This is a genomic window from Acidithiobacillus sp. IBUN Pt1247-S3, from assembly GCF_041146875.1.
Lineage (GTDB): Bacteria > Pseudomonadota > Gammaproteobacteria > Acidithiobacillales > Acidithiobacillaceae > Igneacidithiobacillus.
On the sequence record NZ_JBFRXP010000001.1, the window covers coordinates 38,920 to 59,571 of the forward strand.

The following is a 20,652-nucleotide window of genomic DNA, read 5'->3' on the forward strand; positions in this document are numbered from 1 at the left end:
GTCAGTCGGGGAAGCGTTCCTTCACGGTAGCGTCATCGGCGCCGGCAAGCAGGGCCTTGGTCTCCAGCAAAAATTCTTCGGCCCGCAACTTGTCTTGATTGTTGGCAGCCTGCCAAATGGGGAAGAGGGTGTTCTCCTCACGATTTTCGTGCTTGGCCAGTGAGCCGGACAGCATCGCGCAGATGGCCGGTAGCATACCGTAGTCCTGTTCCTGAAAGGTTTCGTCTACGAGCCGTGACTGGTGAATGATGCTATCGTGCTCGAAGAGCATGTCCGCCAACGGCCCTTTCTTCTCACCACCGCCAAGTACTGGGCCAAGAATATAATTTTCCATATGCACGTGACGGCGCAGACCAATCCAGTAGTCCTGAAAAATGCTCTCAGCCTCCTGAATGCGGTTGCCATTGGCGGCGGCGAGGACATCAGCAAACTGGCGGTCGAGGCGGTAATGATCCCAGGTAAGAAGATCGACGACGTCCTTGGCCTCGGCCTCCTTGCGCGGGAGTACCTCGGCCTGCCAATCATGACCTGCACCGTTTACTGTCCAGGAAATGGCATCGCGGAGCTGGAAGGCAGTGGCGCGCAGCAGGGTATGGGGATCGCGATCGATCTGTAGAGTGATTTTTTGTCCTAGCCCAAGGCGTTGCGCCGCAGTGAAGAGCAGAGGACCAGCCTTGGCATCGGGAACCCCACGCAGGTCCAGGGATAGAGTGCTCAGTTCCGCCGATTCCGCCATTATCATCTCCTCGCAAGTCGTATTGTCAGGCCAATACTATACGCCGAACAGCATGGCAGCGCAGCTTGCCACCGATGTTCTCGGCACGGTCAATGGTTTTGTCACCCTGCTGAAGACCGCGCTTTACTATTGGTTGTTGGCGTGATTTGCGGGGCTGAACTTCTGCAGGAGGGCGTTGATTGCGCCAAGATCGCCAATATTCAACTGGCCCGAAGCGGCCTTGAGGGCCACGCGCGCAGTGATCTGGCGGTAGAACGCGACGTTGTACTGTTGTTCGGAGCGGATGTAGTCGGTAGCGGTTTGCAGAAGGTCGATAATGGAGCGTGTGCCGACCTCGTAGCCTTTGCGCGTACCCTCTAGCGAAACCTTGGCTGACTGCACCGACTCCTTGGCTGCTTGCAGCTGGGCGACGCTATTTTTGAGGTCGAGGAAAGCGCTCTCCACGTTGAGCTTGACAGCATCGCGTACACTGCCCAGATGGTCGCTCGTTGCCATACTCTGTGCCTGCGCCTTCTGTACCTGACTAGAGATCTGCCCGCCCTCGAAGAGCGGCATGGAGAGATTCAGGCTGACGCCCGCCTGGTTTTCGGTAAAGCCTGGGAAGGGGTTGCCATGGGTGTGCTGCGCGATGCCTTGCAGCTCCAGCTTGGGCCACCGGGCGCGACGTTGCACCTCGACTTCTTCTTGTGCAGTTTGGGTTTGCGCCTCGGCCTGGAGGATTTGCGGCGAAGACTTCATGGTGCTCGCCACCCAATCCTGCATATTGTCTGGCTCGGGCCCAAGGGCTTGGTAGTGTTCCAGTGGTGCGAGCTGGCCGATGGGTTGATGCGTTAGACGTTCGAGCTGCTGGCGGGCAATTTGTGTGGCATTCTCTGCTTGAATCTCGTCGGCCTGGGCGGCATCCAGTCGTGCTCGCGCCTCCCGCACGGATATGATGTCTCCGGTACCGATTTGCAGGGTTGCTTCAGTTTGTTTGTAGATGCTGTCCAACAGCTTGCGTTGTTTCTTGACAATGGCCTCTTGGGCCTGCGCCTCGAGTGCCGCGAAGTAGGCCTTGGCCACTCGTAGCGCCAGGTCTTGTTCGGTGTAGGCAAGCCCCGCTGCTGCTGTCTGAATCTGACTGCCAGCCTCTTTCATGGCTGCTAGAGCAGCACCGTTGAATACGGCTTGCGTCAGGCTAACGCTGTAGCTGTTGGAGAGATACGCCTTGCTGATGTTGAGACCCGCAAAGCCAGAAAAGCTACCGGTATTGAAGCCAACATTGGCGCCTAAGCCGAGGTGGGGAAGATAGGCAGAGCGTGCCAGTGGCTTGTCCTGCTCAGCGGCTTGCAGGTTTGCACGGGCCTCAGCCAAGCGCGGGTCTGTTTGCACCGCCTGTTGATAGATCGTAAGCAAGTCTTCCGCGAAAATCGCAGGGCTTGCAAATAACAGCACAAGGCCGGGAACGATGGTGCGACGCAAAGCAGACATGGGCAACTGGCTCCGTCGAAATCTTGCGCTAGTGTACTGACCGTCCGGTCAGTTTACAAGATCGACACGAAAACTGTAGCCATGCCGGGAAAACCCTATCGACTCATAAAAGGCATGCGCAGCCTCGCGCTTGGCATTGGAGGATAGCATCAGCTTGTAGCAACCGGCTTCTCTGGCCATCTCCATGGCGTGGGCCATCATCTGTTTGCCGATGCCTAGACCCTGCCGCTGTGGGTCGACCACCACGTCTTCCACGATGGCAGAGGGCGTGCCGCGGTGGGCAAGATTATCCATGATCAGTAGAGCATAGCTGCCGATAACTGTATCGTGGTCCACCGCAACGAAAATGCGGTAATTAGGGTAATGCGCTATGCGGGCGATAATTTCCTCCGCTTCCGCAAGTTCGAGGACACTGCCATCATCCATGCCCGGTTGGGCATAGAGCTGCAGTATGGCGGGAAGGTCGTCTGTTTGTGCCGGGCGGATTTGCATGGCTTGCCTCTTGCCTGTTATGGATCTGCAATCTACACCAAGGGTGTGGGGAGTAGCAGATGAATCATCCCGAAAGTGTAGACAACAGCAAACAGCTCAGGCAAGACTTCTGCATCAGATGATGAAATAGGGGTGCGGATGCAGCGCCAAGAAGTTGCCTATCACCGCGATGGCGCAGAGATATTCGCCCGTTTTGCGGCGGAGCCGGGTGCGGTTTTCCTGGATAGTGGTCTGGCTTCCGGTCCACAGCGGCATTTCGATTTACTTCTACGCCACCCGCGTTTGTGGGTTTGGGAAGATGGAAATGGCGTTTGGTGCCAGAGGCCCGATGGCTTGCCCGAATTGCAGGATCAGGCGCTCTTTCCGATTTTGCGGCGGGTGCTTGGCGAGTCCTTACCGGTAAGCCCTGGCGAGCTACCACAATTCCCTCTGGTTTGCGGCTACCTTTCTTATGAGTGGGGCATGCGCCACAAACTTGGCGGCAAAGGGGAATCAACACAGCCGCTGGCGCTCTTTGCTCTCTATGACCAAGGACTCGCGCAGGATCATCGCCAACAGCGTGCTTGGATCATCGGTGATTCGCCTGCGCAGGAATCCTGGCATGCCGTTTTGGCTTCTCCGCCCTCTGCGTCCTCTTTTATCCTGCAAGAGCCCATCGCTAATGATTGGAGCTACGCAGAGTATGCCGCTGCTTTTGCCCAGGTGCAGGAGTACATTCGTGCGGGCGATTGTTATCAGATCAATCTCACGCAAACATTTACCAGCTCTTGGCTGGGTGATCCCTGGCCACTCTACGCCCGCTTGCGTAGCGTCAGCAGAGCGCCATTCTCGGCATTTTTTCGCCATCCTTGGGGGAGCTTACTCAGTGTGTCGCCGGAGCGCTTGTTGCGTTTGCAGGATGGCCAATTGGAGGCACGTCCCATCAAGGGCACCCGGGCACGTAGTGAAGATCCGCAGCAAGATCGCGCACTGGCAGCAGAATTGCTGGCGAGCGAGAAAGACCAGGCAGAAAATGTCATGATCGTTGATCTGCTACGCAACGATCTTGGGCATGTGGCAAGCACTGGCTCCGTGCGCGTGCCCGAACTCTTTGCCTTGGAATCCTACGATCAGGTGCACCATCTGGTCAGTAGCGTAGTGGCAGAGTTGGCCCCCGGCTTCGATGCTTGGGATGCCCTGGGCGCCGCTTTTCCGGGTGGATCGATTACCGGCGCACCCAAGCGCCGGGCGATGGCGATCATTGCCGAACTGGAAGCACACAACCGCGGACTTTACTGTGGCAGCTTTGGTTATGTGGCCGCCGCCGGAAACATGGACTGGAATATCCTGATCCGCAGCCTGGAGCTGGATGCGCGTGGTAGTCTGCGCTTTTCTGGTGGCGGGGCAGTCGTGGCCGACTCGGATTGCGCCAGTGAATATGCCGAGAGCCAGGAGAAGGTCGCGATGATTCGCACGGTGCTGGAAGAATTTTTGCCGCAAGGCTTGGGCTGCGCTAGAGTAACGCGCTGATTTGGGAGCGCCTTGCCAATGCCCGTTGAACCGCAGTCCAGCCCCATAAGGGCAGAAAAACACCGAAAAAAAATCCCCTGGAGCCTATTGCTGCAGATCGTTGTTACCATTTCCATTTTTGTCTGGCTGTTCCACAAGACCAACTGGACGGCTCTCGAACAACGCTTTCTCGAGATACGCATTCCGTGGTTTTTACTGGCGGTGTTGGCTTACGCGGTGAACCTTTCCGTTTCTTCCATACGCTGGGGAGTGATCATTAGGGCCGCTAAAAAACACGCTCCTGCAGCATGGCTTCTGCGTTTGAACTGGGTCGGTGCCTATTTCAACCAAGTGCTGCCGGGCTCGGTATCTGGGGATGTATTGCGCGCCTGGTACACCCGCCCGCAGACCGGCTCGGCGACCTTGGCCTTGGCGGTGGTGTTTGCCGACCGTTTCATTGGCATGGGTGCCCTCGTCGGGATTGCCCTGCTGGGATACTTGCTTAGCGGTCACGCTTTGCATCGGTTACCCGGCATGGGCGAGACAGTGGCAATCCTGAGTGCGGGTTACGTGGTAATCATTACCCTGATTCTGAGCCCCGGTCTCGGTTTTCTCGAAGATCGTTTAGGTAAATTGGGAAACAAACTACGGGATATTCGTGCGGGCATGGGAATGTTGTTGCGTAATCCTACGGCATTGGCTGCGACCGTGCTGCTATCGATTTTTGTGCAAGTTTGTTCCATTTTTATGTTCTGGGCCTTGTCACATTCCCTGGGCGAGCGGCCCGATGCCGTTGCCCTTTGGGTGGTATGGCCGGTGGTGAGCCTGTTTTTGGCGTTACCGATTTCCCTGGCGGGTTGGGGGTTGCGCGAGGGCCTATTGGTGCTGTACCTAGGGGCACTACAGATGGGGCATGATCAAGCCCTTGCCCTCTCCCTGCTTTCCGGGACGACGGTATTACTGGCCAGCCTGCCGGGCGCCTGGCTCTGGCTGGGTATCCATCGTCATCCGCTGGCGCAGCGTGGCCACGTCGGTGATGCGGGAACACTTCAATGATGGACAGGGCTGTAGTTGATGGCAAAGCGCTCTGCCAAGGTGCTCAGGCGTTTGTCTAACGTCCACAATACGATATCTGGTGTCATTAGTGTGGACGCGAGTAGCTGCAGATCGATCAGGCCACAACCTTGCCCAAACAGCTGCTCACGTTCAATAAAATCTATGACTTCGTGCACGCTCGCCTGCTGAGACGGTTGTAAGGTCTGGAGGTCCGCTAGCGTTTTTTTGCGGTATGGCGGTGTTCCGCAGGCGATTTCACCAATAATTACTGGATGTATCATCGCTAGATCTAGCTCGAGCAGTTCGATCAGAGCATTGTTACGGTTGCGAAAATGATCCACCCAGACGGAGGTATCCACCAGAACCCCGTTCATCGAGATTCTGTTCTACGTCGCGGAATCTCCGGCATTTGGGGCTCGGTGGCTCCCAGGGCAGCCAAGCGCTTCGCCGCCTGTACCCGCACGAATACTTTCACTGCCTCGCGAAAAAGGTCGGCCTTGTCCATGCTCGGATCGGCTACTTCGAGCGCCTTCTTATACAAGCCATCATCAATGGTTACGGTCGTTCTCATTTCCAGTTCCGGGCATCCATTTTGATGTGAGTATTCATCAAAATGGATGCGCCTGGCAAGCTGCTGCGCGGCAGAAAAACGGTAAGCGAACTACAATCTAATCGTGTGGTCTGTATCTATAACGCATATCTGCGAGGAGACCGTGTGGACATCAGCTTTGACGAGAGCGCAGCTTGGATTCGCCGCTCGCAAACCGATATGAAGGCATTTCTGGAGGCGTTGGCCGAGCGGCTTGAACAAGGTATGCCGGGCTTTGTAGAGGCAGATCGTAAAAAAGACGGGCTATTTTCCCATCATCAGCATTTGGTGCATCTCTTGGTGCATGCTGGTGAGTTCGATTACCACCTGAATTTTGACGGTACCCATGTGGAAACCCTGCGTGCGCGGGTGGTGCGTGGTGTAGTGCTGAAGCGTGACATTCTCTCTTTGGGGGATTGGTTGAAGTCGTTGTTGCAGGATGCGGCGGCGATCTCTACGGAAATGCAGGCTGCGAGCCAGACCCTGCACGACTTTTTATTGCAGTAGCGAGGTGCCTATGTCGCTGTGGGATAAGATTCAAAAAGGACTGCACGAAGTTACGGAAGACCTGGAAAAAACAGTCGCCAATGTTGCGAGCCAGGTGGGATCAGTGAATGTTGCCCCTAGCGCTGCGGCGCAGCAGCGTGCTTTTGAATGGCAAGCGGCCCTGCAACAGCGACGCTTGCCCAGTTTTGTGCAAGATCGCCTGCGCGCCACGGCTGCAGGACAACGTCCGTGGATTCAAAGCGGCCCAGTGGCGGCCCTGCTCATGGAGCGTAGCCATGGTATCCACCCCCTGGGTATGGTCGGTGGCAACTGCTGGTATCACTTTGGTTTTTCCTGGACGCAGGGACACTACGATGGTTGGCACCAAGCAATCGATCGCCTACGCCTGGAAGCGGTAGCCATGGGTGCTAATGCCGTTTTGAATGTCGACATGCGCGTGCGCCATGGCGACGGTGAAGATATGGACTATGCCCTGATGGGCACGGCGGTGCGCATTCAGGATCTGCCGGCATCCTGGGAACCCGCCGTGGCGACGGTCTCTTCCCTGGAATTTGTGCGCTTGCTGGAGGAGGGGGTGGTGCCGGTAGGCATTGCCATTGGTGCCGAGTATGACTGGTACCAACCTTGGGGTGGGACGATGCTCGATCAGGCCAACCAGGCCGCGCCCTTTGCTGCCCGCTACTGGAATATGGAAATTCCTGACCTCTCTAGCTTTCAGGAAAACGTCCGTCGCCGCGCCCTCTATAATCTGCAACAGGATGGACGCAAATTGGGCGCTGGGGTCTTGGCGCACACCCAGTATTCCCAACTGTTCCGCGTCAATGCCGAGCAGGGCGAGAGCTTTCTCTGCCGCCACATCGCCATCGGTACCGCTGTCAGTTACCAGCCTGCCGTTGCCCCGCAACATGAATTGCTGCCTACGGTTTCCCTGGGTGGCCCGTTGCGTTCTTTCCGTCCCCATCGCAAGGATCTGTTATGACTGAAGAAGTGATTGCCCCCCACGCCGTTGAACGCCTCAAGGGTCTGCGCTCGCAAGGCAGCCATGAAGGTATCTTTACCTCCGACCTGTCGGTCAATGAATTCGTCATGGTGCGCAAGGCCGAATTCGAGCCCTTGGGCCTGGTTGTTGGCTCCTGCATCTATCACATGGGTATCCAATATGGTAATTGGAATCAGAACATGGAGATGGATGTCCTGTCTCAGGCGATGTATCAGGCTCGTGAGCTGGCGATGAGCCGTATGGAGCAGGAAGCCATCATTCTGCAGGCTGATGGGGTGGTGGGGGTGCGCCTGGAGGTCAAGCGCATGGAATGGGACCAAGACATCCTCGAATTTATGGCGATTGGCACCGCCATTGCCCATCGCTCTGGCCAAACAGGTTTTAAGGGTGTGGGTGGCAAGCCCTTCACCAGCGACCTATCCGGGCAGGATTTCTGGATGCTGCTGGAGGCGGGCTACCGCCCCATGGAAATGGTGATGGGTTCCTGCGTTTACCATGTTGCGCACCAAGGCGTGCTGCGGAGCATGGGGAACATCGGCCGCAACACGGAGCTAGAGCAGTTCACCCAGGCCATGTATGACGCCCGCGAGCTGGCGATGGAACGTATGCAGCAGGAAGCAGCGGATGCACAAGCCGATGGCATTACCGGTGTGCAATTGCATGAGGGCAGTCATAACTGGAAGCCGCACGTAATCGAGTTTTTTGCCGTGGGTACGGCGGTAAAGGCCATGGATGATGCCGATACGCGAGTGGACGCCTTGCGGCCGCAATTGGTATTGCCCGTCAACGATTAAATTTGCAGGAGAGTGACCATGTCATTATTCAAACACGCCTCAGAAATCATGCAGGCGCGCATCAATCATTTTCTCGACAATGCAGAAAATCCGTCAGAAACACTGGATCTCTCGTATGAGAAGATGATGAGCAATCTGCAGGATACCAAGCGCCATCTGGCTGACGTCGCCACGGAAAAACTCAGCTTGGAACATCAAATGGCCGATGCAAAAAAGACTGCCGATCAAGCAGATGCAGATGCGCGTACTGCACTGCAGGCCAATCGCGAAGACTTGGCCAAGGCCGAGCTGGCGCAAAAGCAGACGGCCTTGGTGAAGCTGCAGTCGCTGCAGGATGCTCACGAAAAAATTGCCGCACAGGTAGATAAACTCACAGATTTTGAGACCAAGTTACAGGACAAAATCGAATCCTTCCGCACCCAAAAAGAGGTGATGAAAGGCGAACTGGCGGCGTCGCAGGCAGAGATTCAGGCGGAAAACTCGCTCTCGGGTCTGGGCAAGGGCATGAATGATGCCGGTGAGGCGATGCAGCGTGTTCAGGATCGCGTGGCTCAGTCGCAAAGCAAAGCCGAAGCGATGGAGTCGCTGATGGACTCCGGCGCCATTGACGACCCCCTGGACCATCGCAGTCACACCGATAAGGAGATGGCGCAGCTACGCGAACAAGGTGGTGTCGATGCCGACTTGGCGCGCCTTAAGGCGGAGATGGCGAAGCCGGAGGCGGACAAGAGTTCGGGGTCGTAGTCTGAAGAATCCCTGCAGCGCACCATTCTTGTAGCCGTTTGCGCGCCCACGCCACGGCATATTCGCCTGCGGGGAAGGCGAGGGCGTGAGCGTCGGTTGCTGTGCGTGCGGTATTAGCCAGGGCAGCAGCGAGGCGCGCCTCAGGTAGCTCCAGTTCTCGACTGAACACTGCGCCGTCGCGATGGCGGTAGACCAGTAGATAGCAATCGCGTTGGCTAGGTGTTTGTGGGGGTTCTACGGCCAGATGAACGGCAAAGGGATAGTGCTGTAGACGCGCCGTGTTGGCTAACTGCATTGGTAACTGTTCTAGGTCTGCTGCGCAGCATTCCTCTATATCATTGGGGGCAATCGCCAAAGTCAGGGTGAGCCATTCCCAATGCAATAATGCGGGCAGATAATCCGGTAGCGGGGGGTCGTCGGCAAAGTGTTGTATCACGAAGCGAAAGAAGGCATCGGGTACGGCGTGAAAACTGGGGTTCGGGCATTCACCGCCGGCCAAAAAATTATCGACTAGAGCCTCCCAGATCTCGGGAGAAAGATGACGACAGCTTTCGGGGAACGCATCGACCAGGCTTGCGGCAAAGCTGGCACGAAACATCTCGCGATACAGGGTGAAAATGTCCGCCGTCATCCCTGGCGGAGCGGATCCCTCCAACTGCCGCAGTCTGCCTGCGATCTCCCGCAGCCGCGCCGAATACTCAGTGGGAGTCTTCGAGTCCATGGCGTAAGCGTTGCAGCTCGGCGAGCAGCGTATCCAGGGGCGGGATGTCGTTATCCCACTCCAGCAGGGTTGGGCGCGGACCGAATCGTTTCTGAGCCTTTTGCAACAACGAAACTACCTCAAGACTGACGCTGCTGTCGTGGGTATCTATCAACCACCCCTTCGGGTGTTGATAGAAACCAGCGATGTGATAGTAGCGGATGCGCTCGGCGGGCAGCGCCGCGAGAAAATCTGCAGCAGAATATTGATGATTGCGGCTGTTGACAAAAAGGTTGTTGAGGTCGAGCAGCAACTCGCAGCCGCTCTCTTGCAGCACCGCCAAGAGGAAATCCAGCTCACTGCGGTCGGATTCGGGAAAGCTGCCGTAAAAAGCGGTATTTTCCAGAACCAAAGGCTGGCCAAGAAAGTCCTGTACCTGTTGAATACGCTCCACTGTCCAACGCAGGCTTTGTTCGTGAAAGGGGATGGGCAGCAAATCGTGCAGATAGCCTTGAGCGTCTTGGCAGTACGCAAGGTGCTCGCTGTACATTATGGAATGATGCTCGCGCAAAAAACCGCGTAGCCTATGCAAAAAGTCCCAGTTGATCGGCTCGGGGCCGGCTATCGACAGGGAGAGTCCGTGGCAAAATAGAGGCTTGTGCTCTAGTACGCGCTGCAGTTCCGTCGCCGCGCGCCCACCAAAATCCAACCAGTTTTCCGGGGCGATCTCGACAAAGTCTACGGGTAAGGACGTGCAGCGCTCGGCAAACTCCGTCAAAAACTCGCGCCGTAGGCCCAGTCCCCAGCTCGTCACGGAAAATTTTACATGCTTCCCTGTTGCATTTTCTTCATCTGCGCCTTGCCGCACTTACCGTCGTGGGCGCGAATCTGTGCCTTGCTGGTGCAATGCGACTCCCCCATCTTGCCCTTACTACGCGAGCAATTTCCCTCACCCATCTTGCGGGAACAGTTGCCTTCACCCATTTTCCGCGAGCAGTTTCCCTCACTCTTTTGCATGCCGTTTGCGGACATCTGTTGTTGCCCGTTCATGGGGGCTGCGGTCGTGGCGTCGGCCGCCAGGGGCAAGCTCCCCAGACTCAGAGCAAAGAGCGAAGCCAAACCGAGTTTTGTCGAACTGTTCATTTTATCTCCTCCACGTCGTATGAATCTCAAGCCTAATACCTAATACCAGGGCCATGCGCTTACCAAGGGTAGCACGGATGTAGGGAGGAATCCAGTTAAACCTCGCTGACGTTACTCAAGCCCAAGCGAGTCATGCGCCGCCACAGGGTAACGCGATCGATGCCCAACTCGCGTGCCACCGCACTGCGGTTATTGCTGTGTTTTTGTAGCAGGTTGACGAGCAGGTCGCGCTCTTCTTCACCATTTTGCTCGCTGGTACCGGGTGCGGGCGCCCGTTTTTGCGCCCGCTCGACAAAATCCTGTGGTAGATCAGCCACTGCTAGCTCTGGCCCGTTCGCACAGATGTTGGCGTATTCCATGATGTTGCGCAGCTCCCGTACGTTCCCCGGCCAGGGATAATCCAATAACAAGTGTTTAACCTCCGAGCGCAGCTTACGCGCGTCCCGACCGCCAAATTTGGCGAGGAAGTATTCCGCTAGATGGATAATGTCAGTACGACGCTCGCGTAGCGGCGGCACATTCACGGGAATCACATTCAGGCGGTAGAAAAGATCCGCGCGGAAGTCTCCGCGTTCGACCGCCTCTTTCAGACCCTGATTGGTGGCTGCCACCACCCGCACGTCGACCTTGCAAGTCTTCATCGAACCGATTGGCTCGAAGGCCTGTTCTTCCAATACCTTCAAGAGCTTGGCCTGATGCGGCTTGGATAATTCACTGATTTCATCAAGAAATAACGTCCCGCCGTCGGCGGCAGCAAAACGTCCCATGCGGTCACCCACGGCGCCGGTATAGGCACCCTTCACAGCACCGAAAAATTCTGCCTCCCAGAGGTTTTCCGGAATGGCAGCACAATTCACCTCCACCAGCGGCTTGCGCGAGCGTTGGCTACTGTCGTGTAACAGCCGCGCGAGCATCCCCTTGCCTGTGCCAGACTCCCCCTGAATCAACACGCTGGCGTCACTGGGTGCCACCTGCTCGATCAGATCGATCGCCCGCAACATCTGTGGATCCTTGCTGTGGATTCCGGCACGCGCCTCACCCGACAGGCTGCGTTCTGCCTGCCGCAAGGTGGTCACGTCTTCTATCGCTGCGAGCCTGGAGAGCGAAGCGGGGGCGAGTAGTCCCCAGTAGGCAACGCGGCGAACTGCATCCGCCGAAACGACCGCGAAGCTGGGAGTGCAGGCGCGTGCTGTGCCGCATGGTTGCCGATAAGTCATTCGGGAGACGAGTGCGCCGTCTGCGCCCCAACGAGGGCGTGACGGTGCGCCGGTGACCGGGACGGCTGGGGCCTATTATCTGGTCGGCAGCGCAAGGCCGATCGCGCAACGACGCGCGAAAAGGCCTGCTGAGCACGCCGACTCTCCTGGAAAAAAACGCGGTATTTTTTGTCGCGTTGCCGCACCATCCGCGTGCGAAGAGCAAGGATGCGCGTTTCGTTGTTGACGGTGACAACACGATCCCAACTGATGCAACTCTCGGCTGGGCGGCTTACGGCATCGTCATGGCCAGCAGAAATGGCGGCACGCACTATTTCCTTCTGTAATTGCAGGTTGGGAATGTCGCGCAACTGCGCCGCGGAATTGATGCCGAGAAAGCGGTCCGCTACTGGATTGTGATACAGGAGTTTACCTTGCGGATCCGCCACCATCATGCCAAAGGTCATGCCCTCCATGATTTGCGGCATGACCGCGCAGACGATTTCAAAGGCTTTGCTATCGAGGTCTGTCATCTTCCCTCCGGGCCGGGAGCGCCACGGTTTATCCCATAACCGTAGGAGCCATACGGCGCATATTCTGGGCTGGGATAATTGTTGGACGGCGAACCATACCGACCAGCATAGTCCGGCCGCGGCGGCAATGGCAAAGGACGCGCGGGTCCTGAATATGGGCTACGCTGTCCCGCCCAGGGTACCAGACCAGAGAAGAAGGAGAATGGCGGAGAAACGTTCTTGTTCAGGCTCCAGAAATCGGCCTGCATTTGCCCGGTGGCTTGTGCCATGTAGTTGGTGGAGGCCGTCATCTGCCGCATATTTTGCGCCATGCTGTCCATATTCCGTTGCACATTGGGGCTTAGGGCCTGTACCTGCTTAGTCATGGCGCGTAAGTCACTGCTCATCTCTACCGCGAGGTAAAATTCATAGGCGGCCAAAACCAGAAACGCGGTCAAGCCGGCAAAAACGATCATGCGTAGCTGACGATCGGAAAGGCCGGCGAGATTGTGATGTTCCAGCGAGTTTTGTTGTGGCTCCTGCGCCATCAGTGAGGCTCCTTATGGTGGGATTCGCTAGCTAGCAGCTTGGCCGCGAGGGGCGGGTCGAGACGCTGGAGGGTTGGGAGCAGTGCCCCAGCCTCCAGCGGCCGACCAGCGGCGATGAGCGCGCGGGCAGCATGGTAATAATTCTCAGCGGCCTGGCGCGGACGCCCCTTTTGCAAATAAACGTTGCCCAGTTCGCCATACCAGCGTGGCTGTGGGTGTTGCTTGATCAGTTTCTGATACCCTGCAATGGCGCCCGCGATATTGCCATGCCAGTACGCCGCCCGTGTCTGATTCACCAAGGCTTCGATAGTGGCATTTTTTACTTTCGGGGCGGCTTTGGCGGGAGCCACTTTCTGTACTGGCGCTGCTTTTTTTACGGGCACGGGTTTCTTTGTTGGCGCCGCCGGATGCACGGTTGGCGTGGTCTCTGCAGCTGGCTTCGCCGGAGTTGTTTTTGCCGGCTCTGCGGCCAACGCCGTCGCTGAGCCAGTCGCGAGGCTCAGCAAAACCGCGAGCTGCGTAAAGCGAAAGACTATTGGATGTGCCATGTGTATTCTCCGTACTCTCATCGGGCAAGGCCCTCCTGCAGATGTTCGGCGGCCTCGGGGTCAAGACGCGTGAGGATGGGAATGAGCGCCGCTGCCTGGCTATAATTCCCTTGCGCTAGCAACAGATGCCCGGCGTGGGCATAGGCAGTGGCAGCGGCAATACGCTGTCCAGAGCGCCAGAGCACATTCCCTAACTCGCCATACAGCTCCGCTTGGTCCGGGTCGGCTGTAATCAGCGCCCGATAATCGCCGATGGCAACAGGAAAATCGCCTATCCAAAATGCCCGTCTTGCTGCCATGAGCAGGGTGAGTTGCCGGTCATTCAGTCGGCTTTGCGGGCGAGCTGGCGGCGGAAGGTAGACTGGCGCCACCGATATTGTAGGCATTGTGGGGGTAACCGCGATCGGGGGAGCCACTTTCGACTGGGTGCTCGTTTTCGCCGCTACTGCTTCTTCGTGGTTGGGCACTTGACCCTGCAGCCCCTCCCAATGACGCACGAAGAAGCTGCGCACGACCTTCCAGTCGTGTTGCCAGGTATCTGGATGCTGGATGGCGACGATGCCAAATAGTACGATGGCCACCAGAATCACGAGAAAAATCAAACGCGCAATAAAAGCTCGCATATCAGCACTCCTCGCCGGCTGTCAGTTTCATGGCTGAAAAGGACTAGAAGGGGGTGGGATGTCTTACCACCAACCCATGGGTGACATCGCCCCCCACGGTGACATCGGGCTACCCCAACCTGACCACGGACTACCGCCCCAGGGTGAACCGCCACCCCAAGGCATCCCGCCGCCACCCCAAGGCATCCCGCCGCCACCCCAAGGCATCCCGCCGCCACCCCAAGGCATTCCACCACCGCCACCCCAAGGCATCCCACCGCCACCCCAACTAGACCAAGGCGAACCGCCTTCTCCGGACCAAGGGCGACCCCAGCCATTCCAAGGCCCACCAGAGAAATTCATCGGTCCGCCATGCGGAAAGTGCATGTTGAAACTACCCATGCTCCAAGGGCCAAAGCTGCCATTGCCCGGTCCACCATAGCCGCTCCAGGGTCCAGACTCGCTATCCCAGGGATTGCTGTATCCGCCACCGCCCCACGGAGCACCTCCAGACCAGGGCATTCCGCCGCCGCCCCAGGGTCCCCAGGCCAGGGCGCTCAGGGGCAAAGCCAAAGTCAAAGCACCAGCGATTGCTACGACTACTCTTGTCTTCTTCATGATCATTCACCTCTTCGTGTTCAGGCCAGTAATGCATTTTTGCATTGCTGTGCTTCTATCTCGGTCCCCAGGGACCATTTACCCAAGGGGGTGGTCCATACGGTCCGCTGGCCATGGGGGGGCTAGGTGGATAGGGCATTGGCTGCGCCGGTCCTGGTCCATAGGCGGGCGGTGGTCCGTAGACAGGCCCCGGCCCATACGTAGCTGGGGGCCCGTAAGGCACGGGCGGAGGTGTGGCCGCAACTGGTCCTGACCAGCCGCCGCCAGGGTTTCCACGCATTTCGGGTACCGGTGGATAGGGACCTTCGGGGGGTGGCCCGTACTGCTCAGGCATGGGTCCATAACCAGGTGCTGGTGGCATTCCGGCAGGATACGGAGCTGGACCGTTCATCTCTGGTATGGGCGGATAAGGACCGCGCGGTGGCGGACCATAGGCCTCTGGCGGTGGACCATAAGGCTGCGGCCCTGCCCAATGCGGGGGCATGGGATAGGGTGCTGGCCGCAGGGGTCCGTACCCTGCCGGCCCCGGTTGCGGACCATAGCCTGGTGGCATCATTCCGGGATGCGGCATGGGCGTGGGACCGTATGGATTGCCCTGTGGCATCGGCGGATAAGGACTTTGTGGCCCGTACCCAGCTGGTACGCTCGGCATGCCGGGCCCGGGCCGCGCTCCCCAGCCGGGATAAGGCATGGGACCCGCAGCTGCGCCGTAGGCCTGGTGTTGTTCTGCCTGTGGTGCACCGCTGGCACCCTGACTCAATTCTTGCGGTGATACCGGATAAGGGCCCGGTGGCGGTGGAACGTAAGCCACAGGCTCCGCTTGCGGTGGCGGTTGCATCTGCCCGTAAGCGCCATACGGTAATTGTGGGGCGGGCCTGGGGGCATATCCCTCGGGCCACGCAGGTGCAGGTCCTGGATTGACATTCGGTGTAGGCATCTCCGAAGTCGTTATTTGCCCAGGACTGCCTTGCCAGGAAATCATCTCAACGTTAGCAGTGCCGCTTGCTGCGCCATCGCCAACGCCAGGATTGTCACCCGAGGGTGCGAGGTTTGCGGCAAAGTATGGCGCTGCAACGGCGTTGCCGCTGGCAAAGCAACAGAGGGTGAAGGTCAGAGTGAGTGCGCGTAGGCGATACGGCGAAACTTTTTGGATCATGAATGTTCTCCTCAGGATGGTTACTTGCCAAATCGGCGCGACAGAAAACGGCGCCAAGCCGCGAAAAAGACACAGAGATCTTCCCAAAAGCTCCGTAACACCAAGGCGATGAGAGTGACGGGGGAAGCAGCGGACGATTTTTTCCGCGCGGGCTGCGAACGACTACTGTTGGGGGCCGCCACTTCACTGCGGGTCAGTGGCATCTCGCCGGGGGTTACGACAATCCAGTTACGCTGGCTCATGGGGAAGGGCGCCTGACCGGCATGGCTGGCATCGCCCAGATCGATGCTGGCGGGGCAAAAGGCGCGTCGTCCGCTCACACAGCCCATGGGAATGACCAGGAGGGTGAGGATGGTCGACACCATCACCCCAAAGAGCAGTGAAATTCCCATGCCGCGGAAGATCGGCGAGGTGATGATTTCCGCCGAGCCCAGCATCAACGCCAAGGCAGTGATCACGATGGGCCGGGTACGCGTAGCACAGGCCTCGATCAGGGCATCGAGGACGGGATAGCCCTCGGCTACCTTCTGCTGTGAGTAGTCGACCAGCAAGATCGAGTTGCGCACAATAATGCCAGCCAGGGCGATAAAACCAATCATCGAGGTGGCCGTAAAGCTGGCGCCAAAGAGCCAGTGTCCGGGCAGAATGCCGATGAGGGTGAGGGGGATCGGTACCATGATGATCGCCGGGATGATGAAATTGCCGAATTCCCAGACCACCAGCATGTAGATCAACACCAGGGCGACCATGAACGCGGCGCCCATGTCACGGAAGGTGCGATAGGTGACCGTCCACGCGCCGCCCCATTTGATTGTGGCGTTGTCACCGCTGGGTTGGCTGATCCAGTCGATGCCCAGAGCCTTGCCAGTGGGCGCGAGATAATGACTAAGCGCGGATTCCACCTCCAGCATGCCATAGATGGGTGCATCCAGGCGGCCTTGACTATCACCCATCACGTATTGCACTGGTCGCAGATCCTGCTGATAGATGGGTGCCTTGGCGGCGACGCGCTGGAAATTCCCCAGGCTATAGAGCGGTACCGAGCCATAATAGGGCGAGGGGACAGGCAAGCTGGCGAGATTCTGCACGTTGCTGCGCAGGTACAACGGCGCCTGCAGGTGCATGGGTACCGCCAAATCCTGGCCGAATGGATGAAAATCGCCCAGGCTGTGGCCACCCATGACCATGCCCAGGGTCTGATTGACGTTCGCGTTACTGATTCCCGCCATACCGGCACGGGTGCTATCGACATGAAAGGCGAGCAGGTCGTGGGGCGCCATCAAGGTGTTGTTGACGTCAGTCAGATTTTTGCTGTGTTCGAATACAGTAGTCAGATGCCGCGCCACGGCGTCGCGCACTTCGGCAGACGGCCCATAGACCTCGGCTACCACGGGTGCAAGCACCGGCGGCCCAGGTGGGGTTTGCACCACCTGAATCCGTGCCCCCCAATTGGCCGCTACTGCCGCGATGCGTTTGCGCGCCTCTTTGGCAAGGCTTGAACTGGAGGCCGACCGCTTGTCACCTTCCACCAACTGCACGTGAATCATTGCCTGCCAGGGTTGGTTGCGCAGATAGTAATGCCGAACCATGCCATTGAAATCATACGGTTCTGGTGTGCCAACATAGCTTTGTAGGGCGAGTATGTTGTGCATTCCCTGCAAACGGTCCTGGATGGCGTAGGTGGCGTTCGCGGTTTCTGGCAAGGCAGTTCCTGCGGGCATGTTCACTACCACATTGAAGGCATCCGAATTGCCGTGCGGCAGCATGGTGAACGGTACCCATTCCACCAAAAATAGGGCGAGACTGCCAAAAAAGGCGAACACGATACCGCCGAGAAAGAGCCGTCCATAGAGCTTGCGCCGCACCAGTGGAATCAAGGTTTGCGCGAAGAATTTGCGCAACCATGCCGCTTGTCTGGCCTCCCGATGGTGCATTTTTTCCAATGCCTGCAGGCTGGGTTTAAAACGCAGAATCAGCCAAGGCGCCAGGGCAAAGGCAATGAATAGCGAGGACAACATCGCTACCGATCCCAGGACAGGAATGGGCGCCATGTATGGACCCATCATGCCGCCGACAAAGCCCATGGGCAGTAGCGCCGCAATCACGGTGAAGGTAGCGAGAGTGGTCGGATTGCCGACTTCGCGCACGGCGTCGATGAGGGTGTCGGTGGAGGTACCATTTTCCAGTAGCCAGCGCCGGTAGACGTTCTCGACAATGACAATAGAGTCATCAACTAGAATACCAATCGAAAAAATCAGGCCAAACAAACTCACCCGGTTGATGGTGATACCCACAATCCAGGCTGCGAATACGGTGATCAGGAGAATCAAAGGAATCGTGATCACCACTACGGCAGCGGCGCGCCAGCCCAGGGTGAGGAAGATGAGCAAGGTCACGGCGGCAGTGGCAACAAAGAGTTTGAAGAGCAGGGAGTTGACTTTGTCGTTAGCTACCTTGCCATCGTTGCGCGTGATGCTTACATGAACGTCATCCGGAATGACGCTTCCTTCCAACGAGTGCATCTTGCTGATCAGGGCTTGGCCAACAGCGACGGCATTGCTGCCGGCGGTTTTTGCCAGGGCAATGGTGACCGCTGGCGCGTTGTTTACCATGGCACCGGCAGATCCCGCACCAGTGGTATAGGTAACCAGGCTATGGGCAGTGGAAGGTCCATAGCGTACCGTTGCCACTTGCGACAAGTAGACCGGGGCGCCATGAAAAACCCCGATAACGAGATTTTCCACCTGCTGCGGGCTACGTAAAAAGCCACCACTGAGAATCGCTAAGTGGGCGTTATCTCCTTCGGCGCTACCACTTTGTAGTTCTTGATTGGCCGATTCCACAACCTTTGCTACGGCTTGCGGCGTCAGTCCATAGGCCGCTAAGCGACTAGGGTGCACGTCGATATTCAGGGCGTCGGTCGGTCCATGGATGATGAAGCTTTCGCCTGAATCTGGGACTTCCTTTAGACGCTTTAGCGCACTCTCGGCAATCTCGTTCAGGGTGGCGGGACCTACACTTTGCGACCACAAGGTAAAGGTCATGAACGGCACGCTATTGATACCTTTGGCGCGCACCAAGGGCTTTGTGGCACCCGGCGGGATGCGATTCATGTTGGCCGCGAGCTTGTTGTATACCGCCACCAGCGAGGGCGCCATATGCTCGCCAACGTCAAAGCGCACGGTCACCATTGCCTCCCCTTGATCGGAGACCGAGTAGACGTGGCGAACACCTGGTAACTCGCTCATCAACTGCTGCAACGGGTCGGCAACCATACGCGCGACTTCCGCCGGAGAATGCCCTGGGTAGGGCACGAAAATGTCTACCATAGGCACGGAGATCTGCGGATTGGCAGCTCGTGGTGTCGAGATCAGACCGAGCACGCCCGCTGCTAGTAGGACGACAAGCAGCAGGGGCGCTAGTGGTGAGTTGATGAATACCCGCGCGATGCTACCCGCGAGCCCAAGATTCTTGGTGGGTGCTGCGTGGTCCGCCGGAGCGTGTTGTCCGTTACCGTTGCAGGGCGGGGTGCTCATGCATCGGCTCCAGACGTTGCCTGTTCGGTTGAGACCAGGTGGTAACCGGAGCCGATGCCGGCGGGGGGGGTATTGACAATGATTTCCCCCGGACGAAGTCCCGCCAATACCTGTACCATGCCGTTGGCGAGCGGTTCACCCAGACGCAAGACCCGCAACTGGGTGACCCCGTCAACGTCCACTAATACCGAGGGCAAACTATGCCCAGGGAGCAGCGCTGAACGCGGAATGGCGACGCCAAGTGCCGCAGATTGTGCGGCGGGCAGGCGCACGGTCACGTAATCCCCGGCACGAATACCGGTGTGCCCTGGTAGTGCGAGTTTGACGGCAAGGGTATGGGTCTGCGCATTGGCCTCCGGGGCAATTTGGATGACCCTGGCAATCACTGTGCCACTGCCGTCGGGTGCGCGTACCTGCAGGGTATCGCCCAAATGTAGGCCATCACTCATGCTGGTAGGTACCTCTACCAGAATTTGCGCTGGACCCGCGCCCCCGAGGACCAGCAAAGATTGCCCCGGTTGCACCACGTCACCGGGATTCACGTCCTTTTGCAAGATGACGCCGTAGAAGGGAGAAACCCCGTACGCATCGCGAATCTCCGCGTCGATTTCGCGAATGTGCCAGGCGGCAGACTGCAGGCTGGCCTGTGCCTGCATTGCGGCGGCGCGGCGATTGTCAAGGTTGGCGAGGTAGGTAGCCCACGGATTGTGCTGGTTACCCATCATCGCCGCCAGACCCTGCCCAAACCAGGAGAAAGGATTCCACGAGTTGCCGCCGCCATAGTTATACAGCTGCACCTGGTACTGAGAATAACCGTTTCCCAATGCCACCTGCGCCGCCTGATAGGCGGCTTCCGCCTGCGCCCGTTGCGCGCGCAAGGCGTCGGTGCCGAGGCCTACCACTACTTCGTCAGCACGGACAGGCGTGCCTACAGGGCCGGCCACATACTCGACGCGGCCGCCGGTTTGCGCACGCAACACCACTACCTGGCCGGGGATGGCGCGAGCGCCAAGCAGTGGCCCCAGTGCTGGAGCGGATTGCACCTGCATCAGGCTCGGCTCAGCAAAGGCAATGCCTGGGGCCAGACTCAGCGCTAGGCAGGAAAGCAGTCGCCAACAGGAAAATGTGGAGGCAGTCATCACGGCCAGTTCCTCGAAGAAATTTGTTGGGCAGACCGCAAGCATTCTTCATGCCAATTTGTAACTTACTGATTATTA

At 58.0% G+C, this 20,652-nt stretch carries 24 protein-coding genes; 7 read left to right on the forward strand and 17 right to left on the reverse strand.

Going from position 1 to position 20,652, the window contains the following annotated elements; translation table 11 throughout:
- Position 1 precedes the first annotated feature (1 nt).
- Positions 2–736, reverse strand: coding sequence for a hemerythrin domain-containing protein (locus tag AB4090_RS00205; protein ID WP_369571837.1), 735 nt, complete (start codon positions 734–736; stop codon positions 2–4).
- Between the two features lie 22 nt (positions 737–758).
- Between AB4090_RS00205 and AB4090_RS00210 the strand changes: the two genes are divergently transcribed.
- A complete protein-coding gene (locus tag AB4090_RS00210; protein WP_369571838.1) occupies positions 759–881 on the forward strand; it encodes a hypothetical protein in 123 nt (40 codons plus the stop codon).
- On the opposite strand, the gene AB4090_RS00215 is transcribed toward AB4090_RS00210, so the two are convergent.
- The gene (locus tag AB4090_RS00215) at positions 863–2,206 is read right to left on the reverse strand and encodes a TolC family outer membrane protein (protein ID WP_369571839.1); all 1,344 of its coding nucleotides are present in this window, start codon (positions 2,204–2,206) and stop codon (positions 863–865) included. The genes AB4090_RS00210 and AB4090_RS00215 overlap by 19 nt on opposite strands.
- Positions 2,207–2,254: 48 nt before the next feature.
- Positions 2,255–2,698: an N-acetyltransferase family protein gene (locus tag AB4090_RS00220; RefSeq protein WP_369571840.1), complete on the reverse strand. Its 444-nt coding sequence runs from the start codon at positions 2,696–2,698 to the stop codon at positions 2,255–2,257.
- 138 nt (positions 2,699–2,836) lie between these two features.
- On the opposite strand from AB4090_RS00220, the gene pabB reads away from it, so the two are divergent.
- Positions 2,837–4,207, forward strand: coding sequence for an aminodeoxychorismate synthase component I (gene pabB / locus AB4090_RS00225; RefSeq protein ID WP_369571841.1), 1,371 nt, complete (start codon positions 2,837–2,839; stop codon positions 4,205–4,207).
- An 18-nt stretch (positions 4,208–4,225) separates the two neighbouring features.
- Positions 4,226–5,242: a lysylphosphatidylglycerol synthase transmembrane domain-containing protein gene (locus AB4090_RS00230; protein WP_369571842.1), complete on the forward strand. Its 1,017-nt coding sequence runs from the start codon at positions 4,226–4,228 to the stop codon at positions 5,240–5,242.
- On the opposite strand, the gene AB4090_RS00235 is transcribed toward AB4090_RS00230, so the two are convergent.
- Complete coding sequence (locus tag AB4090_RS00235) at positions 5,236–5,616, reverse strand: type II toxin-antitoxin system VapC family toxin (RefSeq protein WP_369571843.1); 381 nt, start codon at positions 5,614–5,616, stop codon at positions 5,236–5,238. The two genes, AB4090_RS00230 and AB4090_RS00235, sit on opposite strands and share 7 nt — an antisense overlap.
- Positions 5,613–5,813: a type II toxin-antitoxin system VapB family antitoxin gene (locus AB4090_RS00240; protein WP_369571844.1), complete on the reverse strand. Its 201-nt coding sequence runs from the start codon at positions 5,811–5,813 to the stop codon at positions 5,613–5,615. Before AB4090_RS00240 ends, AB4090_RS00235 begins: the two co-directional genes overlap by 4 nt.
- 144 nt (positions 5,814–5,957) lie before the next feature.
- On the opposite strand from AB4090_RS00240, the gene AB4090_RS00245 reads away from it, so the two are divergent.
- From AB4090_RS00245 to AB4090_RS00260, 4 genes are read left to right on the forward strand one after another with little or no spacing between them, the layout of a single operon-like run.
- Entirely contained in the window at positions 5,958–6,338 is a 381-nt protein-coding gene (locus AB4090_RS00245; protein ID WP_369571845.1) for a hypothetical protein, read from the forward strand.
- A 10-nt stretch (positions 6,339–6,348) separates the two neighbouring features.
- Positions 6,349–7,317: a heavy metal-binding domain-containing protein gene (locus AB4090_RS00250; RefSeq protein ID WP_369571846.1), complete on the forward strand. Its 969-nt coding sequence runs from the start codon at positions 6,349–6,351 to the stop codon at positions 7,315–7,317.
- Positions 7,314–8,132: a heavy metal-binding domain-containing protein gene (locus tag AB4090_RS00255; protein WP_369571847.1), complete on the forward strand. Its 819-nt coding sequence runs from the start codon at positions 7,314–7,316 to the stop codon at positions 8,130–8,132. Before AB4090_RS00250 ends, AB4090_RS00255 begins: the two co-directional genes overlap by 4 nt.
- 18 nt (positions 8,133–8,150) lie before the next feature.
- Positions 8,151–8,876: a PspA/IM30 family protein gene (locus tag AB4090_RS00260; protein WP_369571848.1), complete on the forward strand. Its 726-nt coding sequence runs from the start codon at positions 8,151–8,153 to the stop codon at positions 8,874–8,876.
- On the opposite strand, the gene AB4090_RS00265 is transcribed toward AB4090_RS00260, so the two are convergent.
- The 12 genes from AB4090_RS00265 to AB4090_RS00320 form a co-directional block, all read right to left on the reverse strand.
- Positions 8,827–9,597 (reverse strand): putative DNA-binding domain-containing protein, encoded by a 771-nt coding sequence (locus AB4090_RS00265; RefSeq protein ID WP_369571849.1) that lies wholly within the window; start codon positions 9,595–9,597, stop codon positions 8,827–8,829. The genes AB4090_RS00260 and AB4090_RS00265 overlap by 50 nt on opposite strands.
- Complete coding sequence (locus tag AB4090_RS00270) at positions 9,575–10,390, reverse strand: DUF692 domain-containing protein (protein WP_369571850.1); 816 nt, start codon at positions 10,388–10,390, stop codon at positions 9,575–9,577. The genes AB4090_RS00265 and AB4090_RS00270 overlap by 23 nt, the downstream gene beginning before the upstream one ends.
- Before the next feature lie 8 nt (positions 10,391–10,398).
- Entirely contained in the window at positions 10,399–10,719 is a 321-nt protein-coding gene (locus AB4090_RS00275) for a hypothetical protein (RefSeq protein WP_369571851.1), read from the reverse strand.
- Positions 10,720–10,814: 95 nt separating this feature from the next.
- Entirely contained in the window at positions 10,815–11,936 is a 1,122-nt protein-coding gene (locus AB4090_RS00280; protein ID WP_369571852.1) for a sigma-54 interaction domain-containing protein, read from the reverse strand.
- Complete coding sequence (locus AB4090_RS00285) at positions 11,933–12,448, reverse strand: hypothetical protein (RefSeq protein WP_369571853.1); 516 nt, start codon at positions 12,446–12,448, stop codon at positions 11,933–11,935. The genes AB4090_RS00280 and AB4090_RS00285 overlap by 4 nt, the downstream gene beginning before the upstream one ends.
- Positions 12,445–12,975, reverse strand: a complete 531-nt coding sequence (locus tag AB4090_RS00290; protein ID WP_369571854.1) for a DUF948 domain-containing protein — start codon at positions 12,973–12,975, stop codon at positions 12,445–12,447. The genes AB4090_RS00285 and AB4090_RS00290 overlap by 4 nt, the downstream gene beginning before the upstream one ends.
- A complete protein-coding gene (locus AB4090_RS00295) occupies positions 12,975–13,523 on the reverse strand; it encodes a hypothetical protein (RefSeq protein WP_369571855.1) in 549 nt (182 codons plus the stop codon). The genes AB4090_RS00290 and AB4090_RS00295 overlap by 1 nt, the downstream gene beginning before the upstream one ends.
- Before the next feature lie 17 nt (positions 13,524–13,540).
- Positions 13,541–14,146, reverse strand: coding sequence for a tetratricopeptide repeat protein (locus tag AB4090_RS00300; protein WP_369571856.1), 606 nt, complete (start codon positions 14,144–14,146; stop codon positions 13,541–13,543).
- Between the two features lie 63 nt (positions 14,147–14,209).
- Positions 14,210–14,743, reverse strand: coding sequence for a hypothetical protein (locus tag AB4090_RS00305; RefSeq protein ID WP_369571857.1), 534 nt, complete (start codon positions 14,741–14,743; stop codon positions 14,210–14,212).
- Between the two features lie 55 nt (positions 14,744–14,798).
- On the reverse strand, positions 14,799–15,899 hold the full coding sequence (locus AB4090_RS00310; RefSeq protein WP_369571858.1) for a hypothetical protein: 1,101 nt from the start codon (positions 15,897–15,899) through the stop codon (positions 14,799–14,801).
- A gap of 20 nt (positions 15,900–15,919) precedes the next feature.
- The gene (locus tag AB4090_RS00315) at positions 15,920–19,435 is read right to left on the reverse strand and encodes an efflux RND transporter permease subunit (RefSeq protein ID WP_369571859.1); all 3,516 of its coding nucleotides are present in this window, start codon (positions 19,433–19,435) and stop codon (positions 15,920–15,922) included.
- Positions 19,432–20,574, reverse strand: coding sequence for an efflux RND transporter periplasmic adaptor subunit (locus AB4090_RS00320; RefSeq protein ID WP_369571860.1), 1,143 nt, complete (start codon positions 20,572–20,574; stop codon positions 19,432–19,434). Before AB4090_RS00320 ends, AB4090_RS00315 begins: the two co-directional genes overlap by 4 nt.
- Positions 20,575–20,652: the final 78 nt, after the last annotated feature.